Raw genomic sequence first — 12,550 nt, forward strand, 5'->3', positions numbered from 1 at the left:
CCGCGATGCTATCGGACCTGAGCCTCTATCAGTTCCGGTCGCATCGTCGTGCCGTTCTGACCCCTGATACACGCCCTGTCGCGATTTTCGGGGCCAACGGGGCGGGCAAGACCAATATTCTCGAGGCCATTTCTCTGCTGTCTCCGGGCCGTGGGCTGCGCCGTGCGCAGGCCCCTGACCTGATGCGCCGCGCAGAGGCTGTCGGCTGGAAGGTCACCGCGCAGCTTTCCGGTCACGATATCCTGACAGAAGCCGCCCCCGCCCAGCCGCGTCAGGTGCGGGTGGATGGGAAACTTGTGCCGCAGACGGCCTTGGGGCGGCTTGTGCGTATCCAGTGGCTGGTGCCCGCGATGGACCGTCTGTGGATCGAGGCCCCCGAAGGACGGCGTCGTTTTCTGGACCGGATCACCCTGTCGTTCTTTCCCGATCATGCCGAAGCCAGTCTGGCCTATGAAAAGGCCATGCGCGAACGCAATCGTCTGTTGAAAGACGGGGCAGGGGATGCCCATTGGTATCAGGTGCTTGAGGCCCGTATGGCCGAGGCCGCAGCCGATATCCGTGGCGCGCGGACCGCCGCGCTGGCTCGTATCGCGCAGGCCCAGGACGCGGCGCAAACGGCCTTTCCTGCCGCCGATCTGTCGATTACTGGCGATGATGTCGGGGATCTTCCGGCTTACTGGGCCGAAACCCGCCGCCGCGATATGGCTGCCGGACGCACGCTGGAAGGCCCGCATCGCGCCGATCTTCAGGCGATCTATAGCGCCAAATCCATGCCAGCCGATCAGGTCTCGACGGGCGAGCAGAAGGCGCTTTTGCTGTCTTTGGTGCTGGCCAATGCCCGTGCCATCGAGGGAGCGACGGCCATCGTTTTGCTGGATGAGGTCTCGGCCCATCTGGACCCTGCCCGCCGTGCGGCGCTTTACGATGAAATCTGTGCGCTGAAGGCGCAGGTCTTCATGACGGGCACCGAGCGCGCGCTGTTTGACGCTTTGGGCCCGCGTGGGCAGTATTTGCAGGTCTCGGAGGATGCCGCGACCTCGATTCTGGAGGAAGTGCCATGACCTACCCCCTGCAGCGCGTCACGCTGATCACCTTGGGCGTGGCAGACCTTGCCGCGTCCTGCGCCTTTTACGCGCGTCTTGGCTGGGTGCCTGCCGCGCAGCAGGAGGGCGTGGCCTTCTATCAGATGCATGGTCAGGGGCTTGCACTCTTCGGGCGCGATGATCTGGCCAAGGATCAGGGCCGCGAGGGCGCCTCCTTGGGCACGGGCGCGGTCACTTTGGCCCAGAATTTCGACACAGAGGCGGATGTGGATGCGGCCTTCGCCGCCGCTTTGGCCGCAGGTGCGACCGCCCTCAAACACCCCGAAAAGGTCTTCTGGGGCGGCTATTCCGGCTATTGGGCCGACCCCGATGGCCATGTCTGGGAAATCGCGATGAATCCCTTCTGGCCGCTTGAGGCCGATGGCAGCCTGAGACTGCCTGCATGAGCATCACCCTGCAACAGGCCCTGTTCTATTCGGGGGCGCTTCTGGTGGTCTTCCTGACGCCCGGCCCCGTCTGGCTGGCCATGCTGGCGCGCACGGTTTCGGGCGGGTTTGCCGCCGCATGGCCGCTGGCGCTGGGTGTGGCGTTGGGCGACGCCTTCTGGTCCATCCTTGCCCTTGTCGGCATGAGTTGGGTGGTGGGCCATGTCACCGGCTTTCTCGACATCCTGCGCTGGGTGGCGGTGGGGATGTTTGGCGTTATGGGCTGCCTGATGATCCGCCATGCCAAGGCAGGCATCTCGAAAAACAGTACTCTCACCCGACCCGGCCGCTGGGCGGGCTTCCTTGTGGGGATCGTCGCCATTCTGGGCAACCCGAAAGCGATCCTGTTCTATATGGGCGTCGTGCCGGGCTTTTTTACGCTTGATGCGCTTACGGCGCTGGATGTGGCCGCCATCGCGCTGTTATCGGCCCTTGTTCCCATGATCGGCAATCTGATCCTCGCGGCCTGTGTCGGGCAGGTGCGCAGGCTGCTTTCGAGCCCTCGGGCAATGGCCCGCCTGAACCGCATTGCCGGCAGCCTGATGATTGTCGTCGCCATCGTGATCGCCTTTCTCTGAAGCCCCTGCATCCCCCGTAAGAAAGCCCCGAAACTTGAGGCTAAGGCGTGACATTGTGGCCCGAAACTTCTATAAATCATGCACGTAAATAAGGACGAGCAGGCATGACCGAAGAACACGTCAAGAAATCCGAATATGGCGCCGATTCCATCAAGGTTTTGAAGGGGTTGGAAGCTGTGCGGAAACGCCCCGGCATGTATATCGGGGATACGGATGACGGGTCGGGCCTGCATCACATGGTCTATGAGGTCGTCGATAACGGCATCGACGAGGCTCTGGCCAATTATGCCGACTATGTGCATGTGAAAATCCACGCCGATAGCTCGGTTTCGGTGCGCGATAACGGGCGCGGGATTCCGGTCGATATGCACCATGAAGAGGGCGTCTCGGCGGCCGAGGTCATCATGACCCAGCTGCATGCGGGCGGTAAGTTCAACAACACCGATACCGACGGCAATGCCTATAAGGTTTCGGGCGGTCTGCATGGTGTGGGCGTGTCGGTGGTGAACGCGCTTTCCGACTGGCTGGAGCTGACCGTCTGGCGCGATGACAAGATCTATAAGGCCCGTTTCGAAAAGGGCGAATGCGTCGAGCATGTCCATGTCGTGGGCGAAGAGGTCGGCGGCCGCGGCACCGAGGTGCGCTTCCTTGCGTCGAACAAGGAAACCGACCCCGAGGGCACCTTCTCGAACCTCGATTACAGCTTTGAAACGCTGGAAAAACGCCTGCGCGAGCTGGCCTTCCTGAATTCCGGCGTGCGGATCATCGTCGAAGACGAGCGCCCCGCCGAGCCGCTGAAGTCCGAACTGCATTATGACGGTGGCGTGCGGGAATTCGTGAAATATCTCGACCGCTCGAAGACCGCTGTGATGGATAGCCCTGTCTATATGATCGGTGAGGTGAACGGCATTGGCGTCGAGGTCGCGCTGTGGTGGAATGACAGCTACCACGAGACCGTGCTGCCCTTTACCAACAACATCCCCCAGCGCGATGGCGGCACCCATATGGCGGGCTTCCGTGGCGCGCTGACCCGCACCATCAACAATTACGCGCAGTCGTCTGGCATCGCCAAAAAGGAAAAGGTCAACTTTACCGGCGATGACGCCCGCGAAGGCCTGACCTGCGTGCTGTCGGTGAAAGTGCCGGACCCGAAATTCTCCAGCCAGACCAAGGATAAGCTGGTCTCCTCCGAGGTCCGGCCTGCGGTCGAGAACCTCGTGAACGAGAAGCTGGGCGAATGGTTCGAAGAGCATCCCGCCGAGGCCAAGCAGATCGTTGGCAAGATCATCGAGGCAGCCCTTGCCCGTGAAGCCGCCCGCAAAGCGCGCGAGCTGACGCGGCGCAAGACGGCGATGGATGTCGCCTCGCTTCCGGGGAAACTGGCGGATTGTCAGGAAAAAGACCCCGCTCTGTCCGAAGTCTTCCTCGTCGAGGGGGATTCCGCAGGTGGTTCGGCCAAACAGGGGCGCGAGCGGAAAAATCAGGCGGTGCTGCCGCTGCGTGGTAAGATCCTCAACGTGGAACGCGCGCGGTTTGACCGGATGCTGTCGTCGGACCAGATCGGGACGCTGATCACTGCGCTTGGCACCGGCATTGGCCGCGATGAATTCAACATCGACAAGCTGCGCTATCACAAGATCATCATCATGACCGATGCGGATGTCGACGGCGCCCATATCCGCACCCTGCTGCTGACCTTCTTCTTCCGCCAGATGCCGGAACTGATCGAACGCGGCTATCTCTATATCGCGCAGCCGCCGCTGTATAAGGTCGCACGCGGCAAGTCCGAGGTTTACCTCAAGGACCAGAACGCGCTGGAAGATTATCTGATTGCCCAAGGGGTTGAGGGGGCTGTGCTGAAGCTGGGCACGGGCGAAGAGATCGTCGGCAATGACCTGCAGCGTGTGGTCGAAGAGGCTCGCGTGATCAAGCGTATCCTTGGCACCTTCCCGACGCTTTACCCGCGCCACATCCTTGAACAGGCCGCAATCGCCGGTGCGATGGTGCCGGGCGTGCTGGATAATGACGCGCAGGGCACGGCGGATGCTGTGGCCGCCCGTCTGGATCTGGTCGCGCTGGAATACGAGCGTGGCTGGCAAGGCCGTCAGACCCAAGATCACGGGCTGCGCCTGACCCGCATTCTGCGCGGTGTCGAAGAGGTCCGCACGCTGGATGGTCAGGTCATGCGCGCCGGTGAAAGCCGCCGCCTTGGCGCGCATACGAAGGCGCTGCAGGACATCTATGGCAAGCCCGCCCGCCTGCACCGCAAGGACCGTCACCAGCTGATCCACGGCCCGCTGGAACTTCTGAACGCGATCCTGCAAGAGGGCGAAAAAGGTCTGTCCTTGCAGCGCTATAAAGGCTTGGGCGAGATGAACCCCGAGCAGCTTTGGGAAACCACGCTGGATCCCTCGGCGCGGACGCTGTTGCAGGTGAAAGTGGATGATGTGGCCGAGGCCGATGACATCTTCACCAAGCTGATGGGCGATGTGGTCGAACCCCGCCGCGACTTTATCCAGCAAAACGCGCTGAACGTTGAAAACCTTGATTTCTAAATAAAAAGCGGCCTCTCGGGGCCGCTTTTTTGGTGTTCTCAAAGGGAAGGGCCGGAAGATCCGGCCCTTTGTTTTACCCCAGTTCAGCCAAGCGTTTGACGGCTGCGGCAATCTTATCCGCTTCTTCCTGACGGAGCGCCAGATTGCCGCGGGTTTCCTCGATCACCTCGGCATCGGCTTTCTCGAGGAATTTCGGGTTCTTCAGGCGACCCTCCATCCCGCCGATCTCTTTCTGGATCTTGGCCAAGGCTTTCTCCAGACGGGCTTTCTCGGCCTTGACGTCGATCACCCCTTCCAGCGGCAGACCAAAGAGCGCGCCATGCGCAGGGATCGAGATCGCACCTTTGCCGATCGGCCCTTCGGTGATGCTGTCGATACGCGCCAGCTTGAGGATCAGCGCCTCGTTATTGGCCAGCGCCGCACGGGCAGGGGCGTCGGCCTCGGCCAGAATCATCGGTAGTTTCAGCCCGACCGGCACGCCCATTTGTGCCCGCGACGAGCGGATTTCCTCGATCAGCGCGATCACCCAGTTCATCTCGGCATCGGCTGCCGGATCGACCAGATCTGCCGCCGTGTAGGTCGGCCAATCGGCATGGGCCAGAAGCTTCGCGCGCTCGCCGGTCAGCTCCCACAGCTCTTCGGTGATGAAGGGCATGATCGGGTGCAGCATGACATAGGCCTGATCCAGAACCCAGCGCATGGTCTCGCGGGTTTCCTGCGCATGCTCGCCGTCAAACAGGGGCTTGGCGAATTCGACATACCAGTCGCAGACCTTGCCCCAGACAAAGCCGTAAAGCGCATTGGCCGCATCGTTGAAGCGATAGGTGTCAAAGGCCGCATCGACCTCTTCGCGGACCTTGGCGACCTCGCCCACGATCCAGCGGTTCACCGTATGGGTGGGCGCGGGCATCGCCACCGGCGCACCCTCGAAGACGCCATTCATCTCGGCAAAGCGGGTGGCGTTCCAGATCTTGGTGCCGAAGTTGCGATAGCCTGCGATACGGTCTTTCGAGAGCTTCAGCACGCCACCCAGAGCCGCCATGGACGCATTGGTAAAGCGCAGCGCATCGGCGCCGAATTCGTCAATGATTTCCAGCGGGTCGATGACATTGCCCGTGGTCTTCGACATCTTCTTGCCCTTCTCGTCACGGACAAGCTGGTGCAGGTAGACGGTGTGGAAGGGCACCTGATCAACCACGGCCAGCTGCATCATCATCATGCGCGCGACCCAGAAGAACAGGATGTCAAAACCGGTGACCAGAACATCGGTCGGGAAGTATTTCGAGGTGCTCTCGTCCCAATTCGGCCAGCCCAGCGTGCCGATCGGCCAGAGACCCGAGGAAAACCACGTATCCAGCACATCGCCATCGCGCCAGACCGGATAGACCAGATGGGTCGGGTCCTGAGAGACGTTATATTCGGCCAAGGATACCGCCAGCGTCTCCATCGCCGCCTTACGGTCGGCGACTTCAACGACACGCGCCGCCGACAGAGGCACGGGCAGATCGGCATTGGCATCGCGGAAGAGTTCGGTCACCGCATCGAAATCGGCGGCGCAATGGTGGATGTCGCCACGGTGCAGCATGCCGCCTTCATTCAGCAGGCGCCCCAGTTCGACCTCGTCCAGATCGCCATCGCCCTCGTCATCACGGAATTCCGGCGCCGAGAGGTCAAGCCCGTACCACACGGGGATCTGGTGACCCCACCAGAGCTGACGCGAGATGCACCACGGCTCGATGTTTTCCAGCCAGTGGAAATAGGTCTTCTCGCCCGACTCGGGCATGATCTTGGTGCGGCCATCGCGCACGGCGTCCAGCGCCTTGCCCACGATCTTTTCGGCATCGACGAACCATTGGTCGGTCAGCATCGGCTCGATCACCACCTTCGAGCGGTCGCCGAAGGGCTGCATGATCGGCTTGTCCTCGACATAGGGCACCCAGACGGCGGCTTCATTGCCCTCGTCATCGGTGATGATCTTCTCGATGGTCACCGCCAGACCTGCGGCGTTGATATCGTCGATCACCGCCTTGCGGGCCTCGAACCGGTCCATGCCACGGTATTTCTCGGGCACGAGGTTGAGGCTGTCGATCTCCATCTCGGAGGCCGTGGCCCCTGCCGCAATCTCGCGGGCGCGGGCTACGCAGTCGTCATAGGACAGGCCATCGGCCCGCATCGCACCCTGCATATCCATCAGGCGATACATCGGCAGATTGCAGCGTTTGGCGACCTGATAATCGTTGAAATCATGGGCGCCGGTGATCTTCACCGCCCCCGAGCCGAAGTCCATATCGGGATATTCATCGGCCACGATCGGGATCAGACGGTCACAGAGCGGCAGATGCACCATCTTGCCGACGATGGGCGCATAGCGCTCGTCCTTCGGGTTCACGGCCACGGCGCCATCGCCCAGCATGGTCTCGGGGCGGGTGGTCGCAATGGAGATGTAGTCGCGGACCTCCTCGAAGGTGACGTTCCCGTCTTCGTCCTTTTCGCGGTAGGTATAGGTCTCGCCGCCTGCCAGCTTGTATTTGAAGTGCCACATATGGCCCGCGACTTCGATATTCTCGACCTCGAGGTCCGAGATCGCGGTTTCAAAATGGGGGTCCCAGTTGACCAGACGCTTGCCGCGATAGATCATGCCCTTGTTATACATATCCACGAAGACCTTGATCACGGCGTCGTGGAAATTGGGGCTGTTCTCATGGCCGGTGCGCGGGTCCCCCGGTGCGCCTGCCATGGTGAAAGCATTGCGCGACCAGTCGCAGGACGAGCCAAGGCGCTGCAGCTGGCCCACGATGGTCGAGCCGTATTTGCCCTTCCAGTCCCAGACCTTCTCGAGGAATTTCTCGCGGCCCAGTTCGCGGCGGCCCGGTTGGCCGGTCTTGGCCAGTTCTTTCTCCACCATCAGCTGGGTGGCGATGCCCGCATGGTCCTGACCCGGCTGCCAGAGCGTGTCAAAGCCGCGCATCCGGTGCCAGCGCACCAGAATATCCTGAATGGTATTGTTGAACGCATGGCCCACATGCAGCGCGCCGGTGACATTCGGCGGCGGGATCATGATGGTGAAGGTTTCGGGGCGCGAGGCATTGGCGCCTGCTTTGAAGGCGCCTGCCTCTTCCCATTTGGCGGAGATGCGGGGTTCTGCTTCGGCGGCGTTGAAATTCTTTTCCATCGGCATGGGTCTGATCCTTTTAAGGCTTGGCCCTCTTTAACGTGGGGCAGGCGCGAGGAAAAGCCTTTGACGCAGGGCAAATGTGTCAGAGCGTGATGCGATAAAGCGCAAATCCCCCCTCGGCCTCGCCCGCATACGCGATCTGCACGCCTTTTACCGCCTCCATGAACGCGCGCCCTGCCGGACCGGAGGCAAAGGTGACTGTGGTGTCAGCCATCGGCGCAAAGCCCCAGTTGCTATCGGCCGAGGGGTTGATCGTGCCTTCCTTCTGGATAAAGCGCAGAAGGATGTCGCGGTTGGTATCCGGCCCCTCGAAGATGATTTTCGAGGGTTCGATGCCCGGAAAATTTCCGCCGCCGCCTGCACGATAGTTGTTCGAGGCCACGATAAACTCCTGGTCAGGGTCGATGGGTTTGCCGTTGAACATAAGGTCTTTGATGCGCCCACCCTCGCTGATCTGCTTGCCGTCGCTGTCGAATTTCGAGGGCTTCGAGAGGTCAATCCTATAGCTCACCCCATCCATCACGTCGAAATTATAGCTGGGGAAATCAGGATTCAGCAGCGCTGCGTCCTGAGCGCCCGCCGTGATCTGGTTGAAGGCCCCAGCCGAACGCTCCAGCCAGTCGGCCACAGTGGCCCCCGTGACCTTCAGCGCGCGGAAAGTATTGGGATAAAGATAGAGGTCCGCCACATTCTTGATGGCCACGGGGCCTTTGGCGACATTGGTATAGTAGTCCGGCCCGCCGCGCCCGCCGCATTTGAAAGGCGCTGCCGCCGAGAGGATCGGCAGATCCTTATAGGCGGTTTCCTTCAGCATATCCCTAGCATACCAGCTTTGCGCCTGTGACACGATCTGCACCGAAGGATCATCGGCCACCTGCGCGAAATAGCTGTAAAGCGGTGCCGAGGTCTTCCCCACGGGCGCGCGGATATAGGCCAGCGTCGATTCATGGTCGGCCTCGACCGCATCAAGGATGATCGGCAGGCTCCCGACAAGCGCCACCGCCTTGCGGTCTTCGCGCTTGTAGATCGGGCGCGCTTCCGAGGTATGGCTCACGATCTGCCATTTGTCGCCCTGCTTTTCGAGCATCAGATCAATCAGCCCCATATGCGAGCCCCAGAACCCTGCCATCACGGCAGGCTTTCCGGCCAAGGTGCCTTTCTGGGCGTCCACCCCTTCGATGCCCTCGTAATCGGGGCCGGGCAGGACGCGGTGCTGATGTCCGGTCAGGACGACATCAATGCCCTCGATCTCGGCCACATACAGCGCGGCGTTTTCCATGCCTGCGGTATAGCCGCCGCCCTCGATGCCGGTATGGGCCAGCGCGATCACCAGATCGCAGCCTTCGTCCTGCCTGAGCTTGGGCACCCATGCCCGAGCCGCCGCAACAATGTCTCGTACCGACACGCGGCCTTTCAGATTGGCCTCGTCCCATTGCAGGATCTGGGGCGGCACAAAACCGATGACCCCGATCTTGACCTCATGCACCTCGCCCGCCCCGTCCACAAGTCCGCGATCCATGACGTAATAGGGCGGAAAGAGGGTCTCGTCCTGCGTCGGGATCTGCCCCAGTTCGGGGCCGACCACCACATTGGCGCATACGAAGGGAAAGGCGGCATCGGCCAAAGAGGCCTGCAGGAACTCCAGCCCGTAATTGAATTCATGATTGCCCAGGGTCGCGCAATCATAGCCCAGAATATTCATCGCTTTGATCATCGGGTGCACGTCATCGCCCACCCCTTTCCGATGCGCGATGTAATCCCCCAGCGGATTGCCCTGCAAAAGGTCGCCATTATCCAGCAGCAGGGTGTTCTCGGCCTCGTCCCTGAGGCTTTCGATCAGGGTCGCCGTGCGCGCCAGCCCCTGCGTGTCATCGGGCTTGTCCCCGTAATAGTCATAGGGGTCGATGGCCACATGGATATCGGTCGTTTCGATGAGCCGCAGATGGATCTGTCCGGCGGCGGCTTCGGCCTTGAACGGGTGGACCAGATAGGCTCCGGTTGCGGCGCTTGCCGCCAGAAAATAACGGCGAGAAATTCCGGTCATGGCGGGTCCTTTCGTGATCTTGCCCTTAAACTGGCGCAGTTTCCCTGCGGTTTCACGACAAATGCGCGCTGCACGTGGCGTCAGCGGGCGCGCGCCCGTCGCGATGCGCGAAAATTAGACCGCCCGATCCAGCTTTGTGGTCAGATGGATCAGGCTTTCCGAATTGAGCACGCCCGGAATCTCGCCGATCAGGTCCAGCACACGGTCAAGCTGCATTGTGGTATCGGCGGCGATCTGTGCCATCAGGTCGATCCGGCCCGAACAGGTCACGATGCGCTCGATCTCGGGGATGGCTTTGAGGCGTCCCAGAATGGCCTGTTGGACCTTCAGATCAATCTCCAGCAGGGCGGTGGCGCGCAGGCGCTGGCTGCGGGCGGCTTCCCCCAGTTTGACGGTGTAGCCCACGATCACCTTCTCGGATTCCAGCCGCTCGAGCCGCGCCTGCACGGTCGAGCGCGCCACCTTCAGCCGCCGCGCCACGGTCGAGAGGGAAAGCCGCGCATCCCCCGAAAGAAGCCCCAGAAGGGCACGATCCAGCTCATCCATCGCATGCCTGCCAATTTTGTCGTGAAAGCCGTCAGTTTAACGAAGATAGGCTACAGATTTGGTCTTTCCATGACAAGGTTTTGGCCCCATATGGCGCGACACAGAGGCAGGCGGAGCCTTGCGAGAGGCCCGTCTGGTTGGATAAACCGCGTAAGCGCTTTCCCAACCCATGCGGGGCCAAAGGCCGCGCGCAGGGCAAGAGGTGGCTGCCACTCATTGTGCGAGGAAAGCCGATGGGCGTGTCGAAGACAATCTGGAGCAATCCGTCCGAAATCATCCGTGTGAACAAGCCCGATCATCCGGTCTTGGTGTTTTCGCCCGCCATGTTGCAGCAGACGGCGGTGCGTTTCATCCGCGGCTTTCCGGGGCTTGTGACCTATGACGTGAAATCCAACCCTGCCGAGATGGTGATTGAAAACCTCGCCGCAGCGGGGCTGCGTGGATTTGATGTGGCCGCGCCCGACGAGATCGACCTGATCCGCCGTCTCGCGCCCAACTGTGCGTTGCATTACCACAATCCCGTGCGGGGCCGCGCCGAGATCGCCCATGCCGTTGCGGCGGGCGTCAGGGCGTGGTCGGTCGATAGCCGGAGCGAATTGACCAAGCTGGTCGCGCTGGTGCCCTATGAGAATTGCGAGATCTCGGTGCGGTTCAAACTGGCCGATGAGGCTGGCAATTACAACCCGACCGCCAAGTTTGGCGCGACGCAGGAACTGGCGGTTGATCTGCTGCGCGAGGTGGAGGCGGCGGGGTTCAGGCCCTCGCTGACCTTCCAGCCCGGCTCGCAGGTGACCGACCCGATGGTCTGGGACCGCTTCATCCGCGCGGCGGCCGCTATCGCGGGGCAGGCGGGCGTGCGGCTCTACCGGCTGAATGTGGGGGGCGGCTTCCCGAACCACCGCAAGGCCGGCCCGGCCCCCAATCTCGAGGCGATCTTCACCACGATCGGGCAGGCGACGGGCGAGGCTTTCGGCGAGAGCCGCCCCGCGCTGGTCTGCGAGCCGGGCAGGGGGCTGGTGGGCGATGCTTTCACCCATATCACCCGCGTGAAAGCCCTGCGCGATGGCGGCGATGTGTTCCTGAATGACGGGATTTACGGTGGCCTTGCCGAATTGCCTCTGGTGGGCAATATCGAGCGTCTGGCCGTCTATGATCCAGAGGGCCGCAAGCGTGAGGGCGCACCTTTGCCGCGGATGATTTTCGGTCCGACCTGCGACCCTGTGGACCGCCTGCCGGGCAAGCTGGCACTGCCCGACGATCTGGCCGAGGAAGACTTTATCGTCTTCCACGGCATGGGGGCCTATAGCGCCGTGACCAACACCCATTTCAGCGGCTTCGGCAAAATGGAGATCGTCACGGCCCTGAGCTTGGTGTGATCAGGCTTTCAGGCTGGTGGTGACGTAATTCACCGACAGATCCCGTGCCGAGGTGGACCAGCGCCATGTGATCGGGTTCAGCACCATGCCCTTGCGGTCGACCATATCCAGCTGCGCGTTCAGGACCATATCCTCCAGCTCGTCGGGCGTGATGAACTTGGCCCAGTCATGCGTGCCATTGGGCAGCCATTTCAGGATCCGCTCCGCGCCGACAATGGCGAACATATAGCTTTTGGCATTGCGGTTGAGGGTCGAGACAAACATCATCCCGCCCGATTTTACCAGCGCCGCACAGGTGTCGATGAACTCCTGCGGCACGGCCACATGTTCGACGATCTCCATCGCCAGAACCACGTCGAACGCTTCGCCCTCGGCGGCCAGCGCCTCGGCGGTGCCGTGACGATAGTCGATCTCCAGCCCCGACTGCTCGGCATGCAGACGCGCCACGGGCAGGTTGCCCTCGGCGGCATCCACCCCCACTACCGTGGCACCCAGCCGTGCCATCGGTTCCGACAGGAGCCCGCCGCCGCAGCCGATATCGAGGATGCGCAGCCCTTCAAAAGGGCGTGCATCGCGCAGGTTGCGGCCGAATTGCGTGGCGATCTGCGTGGTCAGATAGTCCAACCGGCAGGGGTTCATCTGGTGCAGCGGGCGGAATTTGCCGTTTGGATCCCACCATTCGGCGGCCATAGCCTCGAATTTGGCAACTTCGTCAGGGTTGATGGTCGATTTCACGTCTGACATGGCT

The 12,550-nt window shown here is 61.7% G+C and carries 9 protein-coding genes; 5 read left to right on the forward strand and 4 right to left on the reverse strand.

Annotated features, from left to right (window positions below; genetic code table 11):
- Positions 1-5: 5 nt before the first annotated feature.
- The 4 genes from recF to gyrB all read left to right on the forward strand — a co-directional run bounded on the left by recF (position 6) and on the right by gyrB (position 4,661).
- Positions 6-1,061 carry a DNA replication/repair protein RecF gene (gene recF / locus WDB88_RS03410; RefSeq protein ID WP_339108795.1) on the forward strand — a complete coding sequence of 352 codons (1,056 nt, stop codon included), beginning with the start codon at positions 6-8 and terminating at the stop codon, positions 1,059-1,061.
- Positions 1,058-1,489: a VOC family protein gene (locus WDB88_RS03415; protein ID WP_339108796.1), complete on the forward strand. Its 432-nt coding sequence runs from the start codon at positions 1,058-1,060 to the stop codon at positions 1,487-1,489. Before recF ends, WDB88_RS03415 begins: the two co-directional genes overlap by 4 nt.
- Positions 1,486-2,106 (forward strand): LysE family translocator, encoded by a 621-nt coding sequence (locus tag WDB88_RS03420; protein WP_339108797.1) that lies wholly within the window; start codon positions 1,486-1,488, stop codon positions 2,104-2,106. The genes WDB88_RS03415 and WDB88_RS03420 overlap by 4 nt, the downstream gene beginning before the upstream one ends.
- A 104-nt stretch (positions 2,107-2,210) precedes the next feature.
- On the forward strand, positions 2,211-4,661 hold the full coding sequence (gene gyrB, locus WDB88_RS03425) for a DNA topoisomerase (ATP-hydrolyzing) subunit B (protein WP_339108798.1): 2,451 nt from the start codon (positions 2,211-2,213) through the stop codon (positions 4,659-4,661).
- Positions 4,662-4,734: 73 nt separating this feature from the next.
- Here the strand turns inward: gyrB and WDB88_RS03430 are convergent, their stop codons facing one another.
- The 3 genes from WDB88_RS03430 to WDB88_RS03440 all read right to left on the reverse strand — a co-directional run bounded on the left by WDB88_RS03430 (position 4,735) and on the right by WDB88_RS03440 (position 10,426).
- On the reverse strand, positions 4,735-7,839 hold the full coding sequence (locus WDB88_RS03430; protein ID WP_339108799.1) for a valine--tRNA ligase: 3,105 nt from the start codon (positions 7,837-7,839) through the stop codon (positions 4,735-4,737).
- A 79-nt stretch (positions 7,840-7,918) separates the two neighbouring features.
- Entirely contained in the window at positions 7,919-9,880 is a 1,962-nt protein-coding gene (locus tag WDB88_RS03435) for a bifunctional 2',3'-cyclic-nucleotide 2'-phosphodiesterase/3'-nucleotidase (RefSeq protein ID WP_339108800.1), read from the reverse strand.
- A 114-nt stretch (positions 9,881-9,994) separates the two neighbouring features.
- Complete coding sequence (locus tag WDB88_RS03440) at positions 9,995-10,426, reverse strand: Lrp/AsnC family transcriptional regulator (protein WP_339108801.1); 432 nt, start codon at positions 10,424-10,426, stop codon at positions 9,995-9,997.
- Between the two features lie 233 nt (positions 10,427-10,659).
- Between WDB88_RS03440 and WDB88_RS03445 the strand changes: the two genes are divergently transcribed.
- Positions 10,660-11,802, forward strand: coding sequence for a type III PLP-dependent enzyme (locus WDB88_RS03445; RefSeq protein ID WP_339108802.1), 1,143 nt, complete (start codon positions 10,660-10,662; stop codon positions 11,800-11,802).
- Here the strand turns inward: WDB88_RS03445 and ubiG are convergent, their stop codons facing one another.
- Positions 11,803-12,546, reverse strand: coding sequence for a bifunctional 2-polyprenyl-6-hydroxyphenol methylase/3-demethylubiquinol 3-O-methyltransferase UbiG (gene ubiG / locus WDB88_RS03450; RefSeq protein WP_339108803.1), 744 nt, complete (start codon positions 12,544-12,546; stop codon positions 11,803-11,805). It abuts the gene before it with no gap.
- Positions 12,547-12,550 lie beyond the last annotated feature (4 nt).

The organism is Thioclava sp. GXIMD4216 (assembly GCF_037949285.1).
Classification (GTDB): domain Bacteria; phylum Pseudomonadota; class Alphaproteobacteria; order Rhodobacterales; family Rhodobacteraceae; genus Thioclava; species Thioclava litoralis.

Bases quoted from the DNA above. Each gene is read 5' to 3' on its own strand.
- recF (WP_339108795.1), top strand. From the start codon at position 6: ATGCTATCGGACCTGAGCCTCTATCAGTTCCGGTCGCATCGTCGTGCC.
- WDB88_RS03415 (WP_339108796.1), top strand. From the start codon at position 1,058: ATGACCTACCCCCTGCAGCGCGTCACGCTGATCACCTTGGGCGTGGCA.
- WDB88_RS03420 (WP_339108797.1), top strand. From the start codon at position 1,486: ATGAGCATCACCCTGCAACAGGCCCTGTTCTATTCGGGGGCGCTTCTG.
- gyrB (WP_339108798.1), top strand. From the start codon at position 2,211: ATGACCGAAGAACACGTCAAGAAATCCGAATATGGCGCCGATTCCATC.
- WDB88_RS03430 (WP_339108799.1), bottom strand. From the start codon at position 7,839: ATGCCGATGGAAAAGAATTTCAACGCCGCCGAAGCAGAACCCCGCATC.
- WDB88_RS03435 (WP_339108800.1), bottom strand. From the start codon at position 9,880: ATGACCGGAATTTCTCGCCGTTATTTTCTGGCGGCAAGCGCCGCAACC.
- WDB88_RS03440 (WP_339108801.1), bottom strand. From the start codon at position 10,426: ATGGATGAGCTGGATCGTGCCCTTCTGGGGCTTCTTTCGGGGGATGCG.
- WDB88_RS03445 (WP_339108802.1), top strand. From the start codon at position 10,660: ATGGGCGTGTCGAAGACAATCTGGAGCAATCCGTCCGAAATCATCCGT.
- ubiG (WP_339108803.1), bottom strand. From the start codon at position 12,546: ATGTCAGACGTGAAATCGACCATCAACCCTGACGAAGTTGCCAAATTC.